Below are 14,304 nucleotides of genomic sequence, written 5' to 3'. Positions count from 1 at the left end.
GCGGTCGCGCGGCGCGCCCCGGCGCGGGGCGCTCACGTGGACAGCAGGCCGAGCTCCTGGGCCTTGACGACCGCCTCGAGCTGCGAGCGGACACCGAGCTTGGTGTGCAGGGACTTCACGTAGCCCCGGCAGGTCTCCACGGTGATGCCGAGGACGCGGGCGATCGACTTGACCTGCATGCCGCGGCCCAGGCAGTCGAGCACCTCCTGCTCCCGGCGGGTCAGGTGCGGGCGCGGCTCGGCCACCTGCGCGGGTGTGCTGCCGGCGGTCGGCGCGGCGGAGAACGTGGAGGGGGCCACCAGCATCTGGCCGAGCTGCACACGGGTGAGGACGTCGATCATCTCGGCCAGCGAGCCGTCCTTGGGGATGAAGGCTGACGCCCCGGCCTGGGTGGCGCGCACCACCCATCCCGGGTCCCGGTGGGCCGTGACCACCGCGACGACGGCGTCCGGGGCCACCTGACGCAGTCGGCGGGTGGCCGACAGGCCGTCCTCCCGGCCAGGCATCTGGATGTCCATGACGACCACGTCGGGCTGGGTGTCCTCCGCGATGGCGACCGCCTGGGCGGCGGAGTGCGCGGTGCCGACCACCTCCATCCCGCCGGCCTGCAGGGCGATGCAGAGCATCTCGGCGAAGGTGCGGTGGTCGTCGACCACCAGCACCCGGGGAGGCGTGAGCGTGCGCCGGTCGACGGCGACGGACTGGTGCTGCGGACTGGGCTGGTCGAGCTCGGCGAGCGGCAAGGAAGTCCCCCGTGCGGTCAGGCCCCGTTGTCGGAGCGCGCAACCATGAGAGGTGAGCGCTCACACCCTGCGAAAGAGCACGCGGGGAAGTCAGGACAAAGGTCCCTGCGCCGACGCCTCGCCGGATCGCGTGTCGGAACGATGAGTATCGGATCGACACCGTCCCGCACACGGCCCGTCAGCCGGCCGCCGGCTCCGCCACCGGCCGGTCGAGGACCGCCCGGCGCGGCAGGGCCCGCCCGAGCACCAGCGTGACGATCCCGGCGAGGACGACGGTGAGGAGGGCGGCGCGCAGGCTCACGGCGTCCGCGACGGCACCGACCAGCGGGGGCGAGACGAGGAAGCCGATCCGCAGGAGCCAGTTGATCGCGGCCAGCCCCATCCCGTGCGGCAGCCCCGGCAGCTCGTCAGCGGCGGCGTAGACGGCCGGCACCAGGGTGGCGACACCGAGGCCGGCCAGGGCGAACCCGGCCACCGTGGTCGGTACCGACGGGAACGCCAGGGCCAGCCCCATCCCCGCCGCGGTGACGGCCCCGCCGGCCCGCGCCACCCGGCGCTGGCCGAACCGGTCGACGACGCGGTCGCCGGTGAGCCGCCCGACGGTCATCGCCACCGACAGGGCGACGAAGCCCAGCCCCGCCGTGGCCGCGCCGGCCGCGAGCTCGGTGCGCAGGTACAGGGCGCTCCACGAGGCTCCGGCGTCCTCGACGAACGCGCCGCACGCGGCCAGCACACCGAGCACCGCGAGGGCCGGGAGGGCGGCTCGCCGGCGGGGGCGCTCCCGCGGGTGCTCGTCGGCGGTGGGCTCGGGCTCGTCGCGCCCGGGCAGCATCGCCCGCGAGGCGACCAACGCCAGGGCACCGAAGACGACGGCCGAGCCGGCGAGGTGCGCGACGAGCGGCACGCCCAGCCCTGCGGCGACCGAGCCGAGCACGCCACCCGCGACCGCGCCGATGCTCCAGATGCCGTGGAAGGCGTTGAGGATCGAGCGCTGGTAGAGCCGCTGCACTCGCAGCCCGTGGGCGTTCTGGGCGACGTCGACGATCGCGTCCAGGGCGCCGATGACCAGCAGCGCCGCGGCGAGGGCGAGCCAGTTGGGCGCCACCGAGACCGTCCACACCATGACGCCGAGCAGCACCAGTCCGGACGAGGCGACCCGGCCGGAGCCGAACCGGCGGATGAACGCCGCCGAGGACAGGCCGGCCAGCAGCGCGCCCAGCGGAACGGCCGCCAGGGCCGCGCCGAGGGCCGTGCTGCTCAGCCCGAGCTGCGCCTTCACCTCCGGCAGGCGCGGCACGAGGGCCGCGTAGAAGACGGCGTTGGTGAAGAAGCAGGCGGCGACGGCGACGCGGGCACGGCGCAGGCGCGCGGCGTCGGGCGTGGTGGTCTGCACGGTGTCCTCGGGGTCGTCCCTCAGCCGGCGAGCCGGGTGAGGGCGGAACGGATCTGGGTGGCGTCCATCGGGTCGGTGGACAGCGCACTGTGCAGGACGAGCCCCTCCACCAGGGCGTCGACCTCCCGCGCGGTGACGGGGTCGAGGTGGCGCTCCATGCTGCGGCGGCTGCGGCACATCCAGTCCTCGGTGACCGCGCGCAGCGCCGGGTCGCGCGCCGCGGCGACGTAGAGCTCGACGGCCAGCACGAGGTCGCGGCCGGAACCGAGCAGGTCGCCGGTGAGGTGCTCGGCCAGCGCCTCGAGCGCCGCGGCCCGGTCCGGTGCGGCGCGCATGCGCTCGTCGAAGCGCTCCGCGACGGTGTCGACGTGCCGGGTGAACGCCGCGGCGAGCAGTTCGGTCAGGGAGCCGAAGTGGTAGGTCAGCGATCCCAGCGGGACGTCGGCCGCGCGGGCGATGGCCCGGTGCGTGGCGGCGGCGACGCCATGAGCGGCGATGACGTCGAGGGTGGTGTCGACCAGCCGGTCGCGTCGTCCCGGATCGTGCCGGCGGGCCCGGCGGGCCCGGCGCGCCGGGGCGGGGACGGCGCTCACCGGCCGGACGCGTCCAGCGTGGCGGCCAGGTCCAGCGCGCGGCTGCCGGCCTCGGCGAGCTCCGGGTCGTCGGCGATGGAGAGGTCGCCGGCGAGCATCCGCTCGCACATGGCCCGGGAGTCGCCCGCGTCGGGCCGGGAGCTCATGAGAACAAACGTACACAACGGTGCGCCGTGCGGGCGCCGGTCGGATCACTCCCTGTCGGCCGACGACGGTTGGTGGCCCAACCATTGGGCGCCGCGAGTCCTAGGCTGGGGTGGTGACGACCCGCCAGACGCCCGCCGCCCTCCCCGGACCCGAGGACGTGCTCGCCCTGGACCGGCAGGTCTGCTTCGCCCTGTCGGTGGCCGCCCGCAACGTGGTCGCCGTCTACCGGCCGGTGCTCGAGCCGCTGGGCCTCACCCATCCGCAGTACCTGGTCATGCTCGCGCTCTGGCAGCACGGGACCCTCTCCGTCAAGGAGTTGTCCGGCCTCCTGCAACTGGACCCCGGGACGCTCTCGCCCCTGCTCAAGCGGCTGGAGGCGGCGGGGCTGCTGCGCCGGGAGCGCGACCCGAAGGACCAGCGGAACCTGGCACTGGCGCTCACCGACAAGGGCACGGCCCTGCGCGAGCAGGCCGAGCGGATCCCGGCCGGCATCGTCGAGCGCCTCGGCATGCCGGTCGAGCGGCTGATGAGCCTGCACGAGGCGCTCACCCAGGTCATCGCGGCCTCCCAGCAGGCACTGGCGCACCCCGACGCCGGCCGGCAGGCCGGACCGGAGGCCGGGGTCGCCTGACGCCGGCCCGCTGCGTGACGAGGAGCACGGCCGGGGCGCCGATGATTGGTGCCCCAACCCTTTGCACACCCATCGTTTCGCGGGACCATGATGGGGTGACCGTCGTCGAGCAGGAGCACACAGGCCTCATGACAGCGCCCGAGCAGGACACGACCGAGCCGGTCGTCCGGCCCGCTCCCCACCGCTGGCTCTGGTACGCCTTCGGTGGCGGACTTCCCGCCCGCCACCGCGGCTGGGTGCTGTTCGACACCACCACCGGCACGTGGTGGGCGCGGCACATCGCCCGGACGTTCGTCCAGATGTCGATCCCGATCGCGCTGATCGTGGTCTTCCTGCCGGCCCCGCTGGGTCTGCGCGCCGCGGTCGCCGGCGGTGGCATCGCGCTCGGGTTGCTCTACTCGCTGGCCTACATGCCGGAGACCACGGAGAACCGGGTCGTGAAGGCCGGCTACCCGGTCGGCACCGCCACCGCCCACCGCGAGCGCTCCGCCCACCAGCGCGACCTGCGCGACAGCGAGCGCCGCCGCGCGGCCGCCGCCAAGCGGGCTGCGCGCTACCGCGAGCGCACGGGCCGCTGACCGCCCGCCCAGGCGTCAGAGGCGTCCGGCGGGCGGGGCGGGACGTCGGCCGGCCCTGAGCCGGCGGGCCGGGGCCGGAGCTGGACGACGGCGACCGAGGCCAGCACCAGCAGGCCGCCGAGGAGCTGCACCGGGGTGAGGAACTCCCCGAGGGTGAGCGCGGCCAGCACGGTGGTGACGACGGGTTCGAGCGTCGACAGGATCGCCGCGGTCGACGCGCCGGTCAGGCGCAGGCCGGCGAAGAAGGCGAGCATCGCCACGACGGTGGACACCACGGCGATGCAGCAGACCCACAGCCACCCGCCCGGGCCGAAGCCGAGGTCCACGCCACCGGTCGCCGCGGCCCGTCCGGCGAGTGCCGCCGCGGCCCCGGTCATCACCAGCGCCGACAGGACCACCGGCGGAACGCGGTGCACCGCCGTGTCGGAGACGAGGATGTAGATGGTGTAGGTGACCGCGGCGCCGAGGGCCAGCCCGACACCGAGCGCGTCGAACCGCAGCGCGCCGGCACCGAGCAGGACCAGCAGCGCGCCGCCCGACGCGACGACCAGCGCGAGGGCGCGCGCCGGAGTCAGCCGGTCCCGCCCCAGCAGGACGGCGGCCACGGTGACCAGCGCCGGGTAGGTGTAGAGGACCAACGCCACCAGTGACGCGTCGATCCGCTCCAGCGCGGCGAAGAACAGCGTCGCCTGCGTGGCGTAGCCGAACACCCCCAGCCCCAGACCGGTCAGCACGAACCGCCGGGTCAGCGCCCCGGACGCCGGCGCCTCGCGGTCCGACCGCAGCTCCGGTCGCACCAGCAGGACGCCGCCGAGCAGCACCGCCGCGGAGGTGAAGCGGAGCAGGAGCAACGCGTCGGGCGAGACGCCGGCGGCGTAGGCGAACTTGCCGAAGACCGCCATGGCGCCGAAGCACGCCGCCGAGAGCAGGCACAGTGCGGGACCCACGACGTGAGACTCGACGTCCTCGTCGTTCACGTCCAGTGACGGTTTCTGAACCTGACACGTTAGCGTTGCTGCATGGTCAGCCTCGACCTCCGCCGCCTGCGGATGCTGCGCGAGCTGGCCGAACGCGGCACCCTCGCCGCGGTCGCCACGGCCCTCGGCTACACCCCCTCCGCGGTGTCGCAACAGCTCGCCGTCCTGGAGCGGGAGACGGGGGCGCGACTGCTGGAGAAGGCCGGCCGCGGGGTGCGGCTGACCGACGCCGGCCGCCTGCTCGCCCGGCACGCCGACGTCCTCCTGTCGGCCGCCGAGGCGGCACAGACGGACCTGGCGTCCCTGACCGGGGAGGTCCGCGGCACGGTGCGTGCCGGCGGCCTGCAGTCGGCGACCCGCCGCATGCTGATCCCCGCCGTGGTCCGCCTGCTGGCCGACCACCCCCGGGTACGGGTGGAGATCTCCGAGCTGGAACTCGAGCAGGCGCTGCCCGAGCTGCGACTGGGCACGCTCGACGTCGTCATCAGCGACGAGTACGACGGCCACCCGCGACCGCGGCCGGCCGGGATCAGGTCCGAGCTGCTGCACGAGGAGCCGCTGAAGCTGGTGCTCCCCGCCGCGCATCCCTGCGCCCGGCACGGCGGACCCGTCGCGGTGGCCGAGTTGCGCGACGACGTCTGGGTCTCCGCGGCCGCGGGCACCGGCCACCACGCCCTCGTCGTCGGCGCCTGCCGCTCCCTCGGCGGCTACGAGCCCGACCTGCGGCACCGCTCCAACGACGCCGACGTCCAGTTCGAGCTCGTGCGCACGGCGGGGGCCGTCGCGCTGATGCCCGCCCTCACGCTCCCGGCCGCAGATCCCGCCCTGGCCGTCCGCGACGTCGCCGGCGCCGTCGTCGGCCGCCGGCTGGTGGTCCTCACCCGCGACCAGCCCACCGCCCCCGCGCTCGACACCTTCCTGGCCGCGGTCAGGGAGCAGACGAGGCGACTCGCTCAGCGATGACCCGGGGTCGTCGCCGCGCGGAGGGGCGCGGTGAGCACGCGCGGGCCGTCCTCGGTGACGGCGACCGTGTGCTCGACGTGCGCGGCGCGGCTGCCGTCGGCGGTGCGGATGCTCCAGCCGTCGTCGTCGGTCCACGAGGTGTCGTCGCCGCCGGCCATGAACCACGGCTCGATGGCGATGACCAGCCCCGGGCGCAGCCGGAGCCCCCGCCCCGCCCGGCCCTCGTTGGGCACGTGCGGCTCCTCGTGCATGCGGCGGCCGACGCCGTGCCCGCCGTGCGTGGTGTCGATGCCGACCCCCGCGGCGCGGCCGACGGCGGCGATCGCGGCGGAGACGTCGCCCAGCCGGCCGCCGGGCACGGCCGCGGCGATGCCCGCCGCCAGCGCGCGCTCGGTGGTGTCGATCAGCGCCTCGTCCTGCGCGCGGCCGGCGCCCACGGTCAGGGAGACCGCCGAGTCCCCGACCCAGCCGTCCAGGGTGGCGCCGGCGTCGACGCTCAGCAGGTCGCCGTCGGCCAGGCGCCGCGCGGTCGGGATGCCGTGCAGCGCGACGTCGTTCACCGACGTGCAGACGACCCCCGGGTACGGCGGCATCGAGCGGTTCGGCCGGTAGTGCAGGAACGGCGACCCCGCGCCCGCCTCGGCGAGCACCTGCCGGGCCACCTCGTCGAGCTCGCGCAGCCGCACCCCCGGCGCCGCGGCTGCGCACACGGCGGCGAGCACGCGCGCCACGACCGCGCCCGCCGCCCGCATCGCCTCGATCTCGCCCGGCGTGCGCAGCTCGACCATGACCGGCTCCTCGAGTTGGTATTCCTATCCCGGTATTACTATCACGGCCATGGTGCGACCGCCGCTGACGGCAGCCGAACGCGAGCGCGGACGCCGGCTGGGTGCACTGCTCCGGACGGCGCGGGGCGACCGCAGCCCCGCGGAGATCGCCGCCGTCTCCGGAGTCAGCCTCGAGGCGTTGCGCAAGATCGAGACCGGCCGGGTCCCGACGCCGGCGTTCTTCACCGTCGCGGCTCTGGCCCGGGCACTGGACCTGCCCCTGGAGCGGCTCGCCGCGATCGACGAGCCGGCCGAGGGGTCCCTGGCCTCGTAGCCGAGCACCGGCGCCGAGCACAGGGGCCGAGCACAGGGGCCGAGCCCCGGGCGGCACCCACACCCTCGGGTGGCGCGATCGTGACGCTCGCCGGCAGACGTGGACGGACGGCGGATCGGCGCGCATCATTGGCAGTCGCCGGGCACGAGTGCCAGCCCGGCCCGTCCCACGAGGAGCGCTCCGCCGTGCCCACCTACCAGTACGCCTGCACCAACGCCGAGACCCGGCACGAGTTCGAGGTCGTGCAGTCCTTCACCGACCCCGCGCTGAGCGAGTGCCCGCAGTGCGGCAGCCCGGTGCGGAAGGTCTACGGCTCGGTCGGCGTGGTCTTCAAGGGCTCGGGCTTCTACCGCACCGACAGCCGGTCCGGCTCCTCGGCCGGCGAGTCGGCCGGCAGCTCGTCGAAGAAGGAGCCGGCCGCGGCAGCCTCGTCGTCCAGCAGCTCCTCGAGCAGCTCGACGTCGGGCAGCTCGTCGTCCTCCGGCGCCTCCACCAGCAAGGCCGCCGCCGGCTGATCCCGCGAGGGCGCCGTCCACAGGCCGACCGCTCCTCCACAACCGCCCGGTAGCCGGTCCTCCGCGGCCCGGCCGCCGTCAGCGTGTGTGCATGGTCCGCCTCCGCCGTCCCCGCTCCCTCCTGCACGCCGCCCGGCAGCTGCTCGCCGCTCTGCTCGCGGGCACCGCCCTGGTCCTGGCGCTGCGGCCGGCCCCCGAGCCTGCGGCAGCCGGCCCGCCGGCCACCGTCCCGGTGGTCGTGGCGGCCGACGACCTGCCGCCGGGGGCCGTGCTCACCGCCGGCGACCTGACGCTGGCGCGCTATCCACCCGCGCTGCGACCGGGCGGGGCCGCGGCCGGCCCGGAGGGCCTCGTCGGCGCCACCCTCGCGGCGGGGCTGCGGGCCGGCGAGCCGGTCACCGACGCCCGCCTGGTCGGCGCGGGCCTCACCGCACTGCTCCCCGGCGGGCAGGTGGCCGCGCCGGTGCGGCCGGCCGACCTCGCGGTCAGCGCCCTCGTCCGCCCCGGTGACCGGGTCGACGTCCTGGCCACCACCCCGGGGGCCGAGCGCGCCGCCGTCGTGGCCGCCGGCGCGCTGGTCCTGGCGGCCCCGGGGCCCGACGGCACCGGCGAGGGGCTGCTCCTGCTCGCCGTGGACGACGCCACCGCCGCCCTCCTGGCCGCCGCGGCGAGCAGCGCGACGCTCACCCTCAGCCTCCCGCCGGCGTGAGCCCACCCACCGGCCGCCGCCGCGGCCGCGCCCCGGACGCGCCGACGCGGCCTGACGCCGCCACCGCGTCCCTGTGGCTGGATGGGAGCCATGCTGAAGGGCTTCAAGGACTTCCTGCTGCGCGGCAACGTGGTCGACCTCGCGGTCGCGGTGGTGATCGGCGCCGCCTTCACCGCCGTGGTGGCCTCGTTCGCCGACTCGTTCCTGACCCCGCTGATCGGCCTGGTCGGTGGCGGCGGGGAACTCGGCGGCTCCCTGGAGGTCAACGGTCAGACGTTCACCTGGGGCGCGTTCCTCAGCCAGGTCATCACGTTCGCGATCACCGCGGCCGTCGTCTACTTCGCCGTGGTGCTGCCCATGAAGACGATCATCGAGCGGCGCAAGAGGGGCGAGGAGGCCGGGCCGGCCGAGCCGACCCTGGTGGAGCTGCTGATCGAGATCCGCGACCTGCTGCGCGCCCAGCAGGGCGCCGGCCCCGGCTCCGATCCCTCCGGCCCCGGCACCACCACGCTGCCCGGGCAGCTGTGACCGGTCAGACGCTGCCCCAGTGCGGAGGGCGGTCCTCCAGGTAGCGCCGGTCGTCCGCGGAGCGGTCGTCGGGCCGCTCGCCCCAGCCGACGTCCCGGTCGTCCGGCGCCCGCTCGGTGCGGGCCGCGGCGGCCGGCGGGGGCGGCTCGACCGGCGGGCGGCCCAGCCCGTCGAGCACCACGGCGGCCGGCAGCGCGGCCAGCGCCGCTCCCGGCAGCGCCAGCTTGCTGCCGCGCGTACCGGAGCCCACCACGACCACGTCCGCGGCGACGACCAGCGGGTCGACCAGCACCGGCCAGGACGGCGGGAGGCCGATCGGCGTGATCCCGCCGTAGGCCATGCCGCTCTCGGCGACCGCGACGTCCTGGGGTGCGAACGAGGCCTTCCGCGCCCCGAGGTGGCGGCGCACGAGGCCGTTGACGTCGGCCCGCGTGCTGGCCGGCACCAGGCAGGCGGCCAGCATCGTCTGACCGGCCCGGCGGGCCGCGACCACCACGCAGTTGGCCGAGGCCTCCAGTGGCACCCCGTAGGCCTCGGTGAACGCGGCGGTGTCGGCGAGCGCGTCGTCGATCTCCGCCACCCAGGACGGCGCGGCCAGGTCTCCCAGCGCCGCGGCGACCGGGGCGGCGAGCAGATCGGGGCGGTCGGCGGCGGGGAGCCAGGTCAGGGAGCCCAGCTGCGGGGCGGGGGAGGGAGACGGGGCCACGCCCCCGATCCTGCCCCGCTGGCCGGATCACGGCGGCAACGGGCCGGAACCGCGCTGGTCGGAGCCGGGACAGCCGGTCAGGATGGGGTCATGATCGGCCAGTTGCACTCCGTCGTCATCGACGCACCCGACGCCCACGCGCTCGCCACCTTCTACGCGCAGCTGCTCGGCATGGAGGTCAGCAAGGGCCAGCCGGGCGACGACTGGGTGGTCGTCACCGGGCAGGGCCACCGCCTGGCGTTCCAGCAGGCGCCCGACCTGCAGCCGCCGGACTGGCCCGACCCCGACCGGCCCCAGCAGTTCCACCTCGACGTCCGCGTGGCCGACATCGAGGAGGCCGAGCCGAAGGCGCTGGCGCTCGGCGCGCGGAGGCTGCCCGGCAGCGGCGGCGACTTCCGCGTCTACGCCGACCCGGTGGGCCACCCCTTCTGCCTGGTGTGGGACGCGTGAGCGCCGAGCTGCCCGCCGTCGACCTGACCTCCGCCAGCCGGTTCGTCGCCGCGACCGGCTTCACCGTGGACGAGGTCAGCGGCACCCGGGTGACCGGCACGGTGGAGGTGGGGCCGGACCAGCACACCCCGTGGGGCGTGGTCCACGGCGGGCTGTACTGCACCGTCGTCGAGTCCGCCGCCAGCATCGGCGCGAGCGCGGCGGTGGTCGACCGCGGCCAGTTCGCCGTCGGCGTCAACAACAACACCGACTTCCTGCGCGCCTGCACCGAGGAGCGGCTCGACGTCGTCGCGGAACCGGTCCAGCAGGGCCGCACGCAGCAGCTGTGGCAGGTGCTGCTCACCCGCGCCGACGGCAAGCTGGTCGCCCGTGGTCAGGTGCGGCTGCAGAACGTGCCGTTGCCGGACGCGTGAGCACCGGCCCGTCCCCCGCCGTTCCACCCGTTCGGAGGGAGCCACCCCCGCGTCGTCTTCCGCGATCCCGCTCGGCCACGGATGCTCGGTGAGCACGTACCGGACCGGGAGGGAGCTCCACGTGATGATCACCGTGCGGGCGCGCCCCGCCCCGGACCTGCAGGTCGCCGCCGAGGTGACCCGGCTGCTGGAGCGGCGAGCGGCGCTGCCGCACCCCCCGGTGAGCATGACCGTCTCGGACTCCGTGGCGCTCGGCATCGCGGGGCTCTTCCGCAGTCCCTCGCTGACCGGCCAGGTCCTCGACCGGTTCCACGGCGGGGGCACGGTCCGGAGCGGCGAGCTGGTCGAGGCCGCCAGGTTCGAGCAGGGTTTCGCCTCCCCCGAGGGACACGCCGCCCTGCGCTGCCTGATCCTGTGGGTGCAGGGCCGGCTGGACCAGGAGGAGCGGCGGCGGGCGCCGTCCCAGCGGTGAGCCACCCGGCCCCTGCGCGCCGGCCGGCTCAGTAGGCGCGGCCGACGACGGCCAGGGAGCCCGGCTCGTCGTCGTCGTCCGGCAGCCCGCCGTCCGGCCGGACCAGGCAGCGGACGGTGACACCCTGCTCGGCCAGCCGTGCCTCGCCCTCCGGGCCGAGCCGGTCCCAGCCGATGCGGGCCCACCCGTCGCGGGCGGCGGCGAGGGCCTCCTCGGCCGTCGCCACGTCCGCCGTCCGCTCGGCGAGCCGGGCGCGGGCCTCGTCCAGCAGCCGCGCCTGGTCCTCCCCGAGCGCGCGGAGGGCGACCTCGGGCACGTCGGCCAGCGGGGCCGGCGTGGACGTGCCGGGGATCCGGCGGACGACGACGGCCCGCCTCTCGGCGAGGTCCCGCGGGCCGAGGTCGATGCGCACCGGGACGCCCTTGAGCTCCCAGTCGACGGCCCGGCGCCCGTAGGGGACGTCGACCCGGTCGTCCACCTCCACCCGCACGCCGCGCGCCCGGAGGTCGCCGGCGAGTGCCCCGGCGGCCTCGGTCACGCCCTCCCCGGGGCGGGCCACCACCACGGCTGCCTGCACCGGTGCCAGCCGGGGCGGCAGCCGCAGGCCCGCGTCGTCCCCGTGGCTCATGACCAGCCCGCCGACCATGCGGGTGGAGGAACCCCACGACGTCGTCCAGGCCAGCCGCCGCTCGCCGTCGGCACCCAGGAAGTCGATGCCGAACGCCCGGGCGAAGTTCTGCCCCAGCTCGTGGCTGGTGCCCATCTGCAGGGCCTTGCCGTCGCGCATCATCGCCTCGACGGTCAGCGTGTTGACCGCGCCGGCGAACCGTTCCCGGCGGGTCTTGCGCCCCGGCACCACCGGGATGGCGAGCACCCCGGTCATGACGTCGGCGTAGACCTCGCGCAGGACCCGCCGGGCGTAGGCGGCGGCGTCGGCCTCGGTGGCGTGCGCGGTGTGGCCCTCCTGCCACAGGAACTCGGTCGTGCGGAGGAACAACCGGGGCCGCAGCTCCCACCGGACGACGTTGGCCCACTGGTTGAGCAGCAGCGGCAGGTCGCGGTGGCTCTGCACCCACCTGGCCATGTACTCGCCGATGACCGTCTCGCTGGTCGGCCGCACGACGGCGGGGACCTCCAGCTCCGTGCCGCCGGCGTGCGTGACCACCGCGAGCTCGGGGCTGAACCCCTCCACGTGCTCGGCCTCGCGGCGCAGGTACGGCTCCGGGATCAGCAGCGGGAAGTAGGCGTTGCGGGCGCCGGCGTCCTTGATGCGGTCGTCGACCTCGCGCTGCAGCCGCTCCCAGATGGCGTACCCGTGGGGCCGGATCACCATCGTCCCGCGGACGGGGCCGTTCTCCGCCAGCTCCGCCTTCGCGACGACGTCCTGGTACCACCGCGGGAAGTCGGCGGACTGGCTGGTGAGCACGGAGGGTCTGGCCACGCGCGCACCCTGGCACGGCGGGCCGGGGGCGCGCCGCCCGGTTACGCGGGCACGTGCGCGGGGTCGAGGACGACCTCGAACAGCGCGCGGGGGTCCTGCAGGGTGGCCGGCGGGCGGGCCGCCGACCGGGGGACGACACGGTCCCAGCGAGCCGGACGGCGGTGCGGCAGCAGCTCCCGTCCCTGGAAGAGGTACTCCCCCACCACCTCCCCGAGCAGCAGGCCGGCGCCGTGCTCGATCGGCAGGCCGACCCGGTCGCCGGGGCGGACCTCGTCGAGGAAGGCCGACAGCTGGCGCAGGTCCTTGGCGGGGCGCCGCCCAGAGATCTCCTTCGACAGCGCCCGCAGCTCGGCCGGGGTGAGACCGGTGGCGTCGACGTCGATGCCGGACTGGGTGCCCAGCCCCACGACCCCGGCGGCCAGGCACGCGCCGAGCTCGTTGTGCGCCCGGGGTCGCACCACCCAGACCCGGACGCCCTGCGGTGCGGGCGCCGGCGGGACGTCGTCCGGCTCGGGCCAGACGTAGGGCAGGTCGTCCGGCTCCGGACCGAAGCGCTCGGTGAACCGCGGCCGGTAGAAGTCCGGCTCCTTGGCCAGCAGGTTGGACCGGTGGGAGAGGTGCAGCGCCTCGTCCCCCACCCACGACGGCAGCAACCCGGCGCCGGCCAGCTCCGCCTGGGGCACGCCGGCGACGTCGGGCGCGAACTCCGAGATCAGCGGGTACGTGCTGTCGGCGAACCCGCGCTCGCGCCACACCCGGACCATCGCCAGCCCGTAGGCGACCAGCGCCGGCGTCCGCCCCCGCCACATCCGGACGACGGGGTGCGACACCCAGCCGTAGTCGGGCAGCTCGAGGGCGCGCAGCACCTGCAGGGTCTCGACCCGCTGCTTGCCGAGGCGGGGCGAGTCCAGGAGCCGGGCGCTGTCCTCGAAGTCGGCGACGGGCAGGAAGGTCTGCATCGCCGTCGGTCCTTCCCGGGCCGGCGTGGGGCCAACCGCCCGGCGGTGCGGCCGGCCTCGCGGCTCACGCGACCAGGCGGCGGGCCAGGTCGGGCAGGACGGTGCCGAGCGGGGCGTCGACCCGGACGTCGACCTTCGCGTCCCCGCGGGTGGGGCCGAGGTTGACCAGGCCCACCGGGATGCCGAGCTTCTCCGCCCGCAGCACGAACCGGTAGCCGCTCATGACGGTCAGCGAGGAGCCGAGGACCAGCAGGGCACCGGCGTGCTCGACCATCGCGAAACAGGTGTCGACCCGGTCGCGGGGCACGGTCTCGCCGAAGAACACGACGTCGGGCTTGAGCGGCCCGCGCCCGCAGGCCAGGCAGTCGACCATCACGAACCCGTCGAGGACCTCGTCGGGCAGCTCGGCGTCGCCGTCGGGGTTGACCTCGTCGGCGTGCGGCCCGAAGTGCGGGTTGGCCGCCCGGAGCCGCTCGTCGAGCGCGGCCCGGTCCGCGACGTCCCCGCAGGCGAGGCAGACCGTGCGGTCCAGGCCGCCGTGCAGCTCCAGGACGTCGCGCGCCCCGGCCGCCTGGTGCAGCCCGTCGACGTTCTGCGTGATGACGCCGGTGACCAGGCCGGCGGCCTGCAGGTCGGCGACCGCGCGGTGCCCGGCGTTGGGCCGGGCGGCGCGGATCTGCCGCCAGCCGACGAAGCTGCGCGCCCAGTAGCGGTGCCGGCCGCGGGGGTCGCGCAGGAAGGTCTGGTAGGTCATCGGCGTGTGCCGGCGCAGCGAGCCGGTGGCACCGCGGTAGTCGGGGATGCCCGAGTCGGTGGACAGCCCCGCGCCGGAGAGGACGACGATGTCGCCGTCGTCCACCAGCGCGGCGAGGTCGTCGAGGGCCGCCGGGTCGAGGGCCGGGGGCTCGACGACGGTGGGCAGTGCGGTCACCGGGCCATCGTCCCCTCCGAACCCGGTTCGCGCCGCCGGCTGAGCCGCCCGCCC

At 75.9% G+C, this 14,304-nt stretch carries 20 protein-coding genes; 10 read left to right on the top strand and 10 right to left on the bottom strand.

Features of this window, described 5'->3' with window-relative positions:
- Window positions 1–32: 32 nt before the first annotated feature.
- From ACI784_RS04105 to ACI784_RS04090, 4 genes are all read right to left on the bottom strand, one after another.
- Entirely contained in the window at window positions 33–743 is a 711-nt protein-coding gene (locus ACI784_RS04105; protein ID WP_456921607.1) for a response regulator transcription factor, read from the bottom strand.
- Between the two features lie 178 nt (window positions 744–921).
- Window positions 922–2,136, bottom strand: coding sequence for an MFS transporter (locus tag ACI784_RS04100; RefSeq protein WP_456921606.1), 1,215 nt, complete (start codon window positions 2,134–2,136; stop codon window positions 922–924).
- Window positions 2,137–2,156: 20 nt separating this feature from the next.
- On the bottom strand, window positions 2,157–2,729 hold the full coding sequence (locus ACI784_RS04095) for a TetR/AcrR family transcriptional regulator (RefSeq protein WP_457012567.1): 573 nt from the start codon (window positions 2,727–2,729) through the stop codon (window positions 2,157–2,159).
- Window positions 2,726–2,875, bottom strand: a complete 150-nt coding sequence (locus ACI784_RS04090) for a hypothetical protein (RefSeq protein WP_456921604.1) — start codon at window positions 2,873–2,875, stop codon at window positions 2,726–2,728. The genes ACI784_RS04095 and ACI784_RS04090 overlap by 4 nt, the downstream gene beginning before the upstream one ends.
- 113 nt (window positions 2,876–2,988) lie before the next feature.
- On the opposite strand from ACI784_RS04090, the gene ACI784_RS04085 reads away from it, so the two are divergent.
- Both ACI784_RS04085 and ACI784_RS04080 read left to right on the top strand, forming a co-directional pair.
- The gene (locus ACI784_RS04085; RefSeq protein ID WP_456921603.1) at window positions 2,989–3,507 is read left to right on the top strand and encodes a MarR family winged helix-turn-helix transcriptional regulator; all 519 of its coding nucleotides are present in this window, start codon (window positions 2,989–2,991) and stop codon (window positions 3,505–3,507) included.
- Window positions 3,508–3,635: 128 nt separating this feature from the next.
- Entirely contained in the window at window positions 3,636–4,085 is a 450-nt protein-coding gene (locus tag ACI784_RS04080; RefSeq protein ID WP_456921602.1) for a DUF5313 family protein, read from the top strand.
- On the opposite strand, the gene ACI784_RS04075 is transcribed toward ACI784_RS04080, so the two are convergent.
- Complete coding sequence (locus ACI784_RS04075) at window positions 4,061–5,032, bottom strand: DMT family transporter (protein ID WP_457012566.1); 972 nt, start codon at window positions 5,030–5,032, stop codon at window positions 4,061–4,063. The genes ACI784_RS04080 and ACI784_RS04075 overlap by 25 nt on opposite strands.
- 72 nt (window positions 5,033–5,104) lie before the next feature.
- Between ACI784_RS04075 and ACI784_RS04070 the strand changes: the two genes are divergently transcribed.
- The gene (locus ACI784_RS04070; RefSeq protein ID WP_456921600.1) at window positions 5,105–6,025 is read left to right on the top strand and encodes a LysR family transcriptional regulator; all 921 of its coding nucleotides are present in this window, start codon (window positions 5,105–5,107) and stop codon (window positions 6,023–6,025) included.
- On the opposite strand, the gene map is transcribed toward ACI784_RS04070, so the two are convergent.
- Entirely contained in the window at window positions 6,016–6,813 is a 798-nt protein-coding gene (gene map, locus ACI784_RS04065) for a type I methionyl aminopeptidase (protein WP_457012565.1), read from the bottom strand. The genes ACI784_RS04070 and map overlap by 10 nt on opposite strands.
- A gap of 49 nt (window positions 6,814–6,862) precedes the next feature.
- On the opposite strand from map, the gene ACI784_RS04060 reads away from it, so the two are divergent.
- The 4 genes from ACI784_RS04060 (at window position 6,863) to mscL (ending at window position 8,878) form a co-directional block, all read left to right on the top strand.
- Window positions 6,863–7,126, top strand: a complete 264-nt coding sequence (locus ACI784_RS04060; RefSeq protein WP_456921598.1) for a helix-turn-helix domain-containing protein — start codon at window positions 6,863–6,865, stop codon at window positions 7,124–7,126.
- 185 nt (window positions 7,127–7,311) lie between these two features.
- Entirely contained in the window at window positions 7,312–7,641 is a 330-nt protein-coding gene (locus ACI784_RS04055; RefSeq protein ID WP_457012564.1) for an FmdB family zinc ribbon protein, read from the top strand.
- Between the two features lie 91 nt (window positions 7,642–7,732).
- The gene (gene cpaB / locus ACI784_RS04050) at window positions 7,733–8,350 is read left to right on the top strand and encodes a Flp pilus assembly protein CpaB (RefSeq protein WP_457012563.1); all 618 of its coding nucleotides are present in this window, start codon (window positions 7,733–7,735) and stop codon (window positions 8,348–8,350) included.
- Between the two features lie 81 nt (window positions 8,351–8,431).
- Window positions 8,432–8,878, top strand: a complete 447-nt coding sequence (gene mscL / locus ACI784_RS04045; RefSeq protein ID WP_457012562.1) for a large conductance mechanosensitive channel protein MscL — start codon at window positions 8,432–8,434, stop codon at window positions 8,876–8,878.
- Between the two features lie 4 nt (window positions 8,879–8,882).
- On the opposite strand, the gene ACI784_RS04040 is transcribed toward mscL, so the two are convergent.
- Window positions 8,883–9,584: a YbaK/EbsC family protein gene (locus tag ACI784_RS04040; protein ID WP_456921594.1), complete on the bottom strand. Its 702-nt coding sequence runs from the start codon at window positions 9,582–9,584 to the stop codon at window positions 8,883–8,885.
- Window positions 9,585–9,674: 90 nt separating this feature from the next.
- Here ACI784_RS04040 and ACI784_RS04035 point away from each other — a divergent pair, with 90 nt between their 5' ends.
- The 3 genes from ACI784_RS04035 (at window position 9,675) to ACI784_RS04025 (ending at window position 10,919) form a co-directional block, all read left to right on the top strand.
- A complete protein-coding gene (locus ACI784_RS04035; RefSeq protein WP_457012561.1) occupies window positions 9,675–10,034 on the top strand; it encodes a VOC family protein in 360 nt (119 codons plus the stop codon).
- Window positions 10,031–10,447 carry a PaaI family thioesterase gene (locus tag ACI784_RS04030; RefSeq protein ID WP_456921592.1) on the top strand — a complete coding sequence of 139 codons (417 nt, stop codon included), beginning with the start codon at window positions 10,031–10,033 and terminating at the stop codon, window positions 10,445–10,447. Before ACI784_RS04035 ends, ACI784_RS04030 begins: the two co-directional genes overlap by 4 nt.
- An 88-nt stretch (window positions 10,448–10,535) precedes the next feature.
- Window positions 10,536–10,919, top strand: a complete 384-nt coding sequence (locus tag ACI784_RS04025; RefSeq protein WP_457012560.1) for a hypothetical protein — start codon at window positions 10,536–10,538, stop codon at window positions 10,917–10,919.
- A 28-nt stretch (window positions 10,920–10,947) separates the two neighbouring features.
- Here ACI784_RS04025 and proS read toward each other — a convergent pair whose 3' ends face one another.
- From proS to ACI784_RS04010, 3 genes are all read right to left on the bottom strand, one after another.
- Window positions 10,948–12,360 carry a proline--tRNA ligase gene (gene proS, locus ACI784_RS04020; RefSeq protein WP_457012559.1) on the bottom strand — a complete coding sequence of 471 codons (1,413 nt, stop codon included), beginning with the start codon at window positions 12,358–12,360 and terminating at the stop codon, window positions 10,948–10,950.
- A gap of 41 nt (window positions 12,361–12,401) precedes the next feature.
- Window positions 12,402–13,319 carry an MSMEG_6728 family protein gene (locus tag ACI784_RS04015; protein ID WP_457012558.1) on the bottom strand — a complete coding sequence of 306 codons (918 nt, stop codon included), beginning with the start codon at window positions 13,317–13,319 and terminating at the stop codon, window positions 12,402–12,404.
- Window positions 13,320–13,383: 64 nt separating this feature from the next.
- The gene (locus ACI784_RS04010) at window positions 13,384–14,250 is read right to left on the bottom strand and encodes an NAD-dependent protein deacetylase (RefSeq protein WP_457012557.1); all 867 of its coding nucleotides are present in this window, start codon (window positions 14,248–14,250) and stop codon (window positions 13,384–13,386) included.
- Window positions 14,251–14,304 lie beyond the last annotated feature (54 nt).

The sequence above is a fragment of the Geodermatophilus sp. SYSU D01186 genome (assembly GCF_054050215.1).
This window is presented reverse-complemented; position numbering and strand designations above follow the sequence as displayed.

What these genes read in the sequence shown, in the direction of transcription:
- ACI784_RS04090 (WP_456921604.1), bottom strand. Translation starts at nt 2,875, where the DNA reads ATGAGCTCCCGGCCCGACGCGGGCGACTCCCGGGCCATGTGCGAGCGG.
- map (WP_457012565.1), bottom strand. Translation starts at nt 6,813, where the DNA reads ATGGTCGAGCTGCGCACGCCGGGCGAGATCGAGGCGATGCGGGCGGCG.
- mscL (WP_457012562.1), top strand. Translation starts at nt 8,432, where the DNA reads ATGGGAGCCATGCTGAAGGGCTTCAAGGACTTCCTGCTGCGCGGCAAC.
- ACI784_RS04070 (WP_456921600.1), top strand. Translation starts at nt 5,105, where the DNA reads ATGGTCAGCCTCGACCTCCGCCGCCTGCGGATGCTGCGCGAGCTGGCC.
- ACI784_RS04060 (WP_456921598.1), top strand. Translation starts at nt 6,863, where the DNA reads ATGGTGCGACCGCCGCTGACGGCAGCCGAACGCGAGCGCGGACGCCGG.
- ACI784_RS04035 (WP_457012561.1), top strand. Translation starts at nt 9,675, where the DNA reads ATGATCGGCCAGTTGCACTCCGTCGTCATCGACGCACCCGACGCCCAC.
- ACI784_RS04015 (WP_457012558.1), bottom strand. Translation starts at nt 13,319, where the DNA reads ATGCAGACCTTCCTGCCCGTCGCCGACTTCGAGGACAGCGCCCGGCTC.
- cpaB (WP_457012563.1), top strand. Translation starts at nt 7,733, where the DNA reads ATGGTCCGCCTCCGCCGTCCCCGCTCCCTCCTGCACGCCGCCCGGCAG.
- ACI784_RS04080 (WP_456921602.1), top strand. Translation starts at nt 3,636, where the DNA reads ATGACAGCGCCCGAGCAGGACACGACCGAGCCGGTCGTCCGGCCCGCT.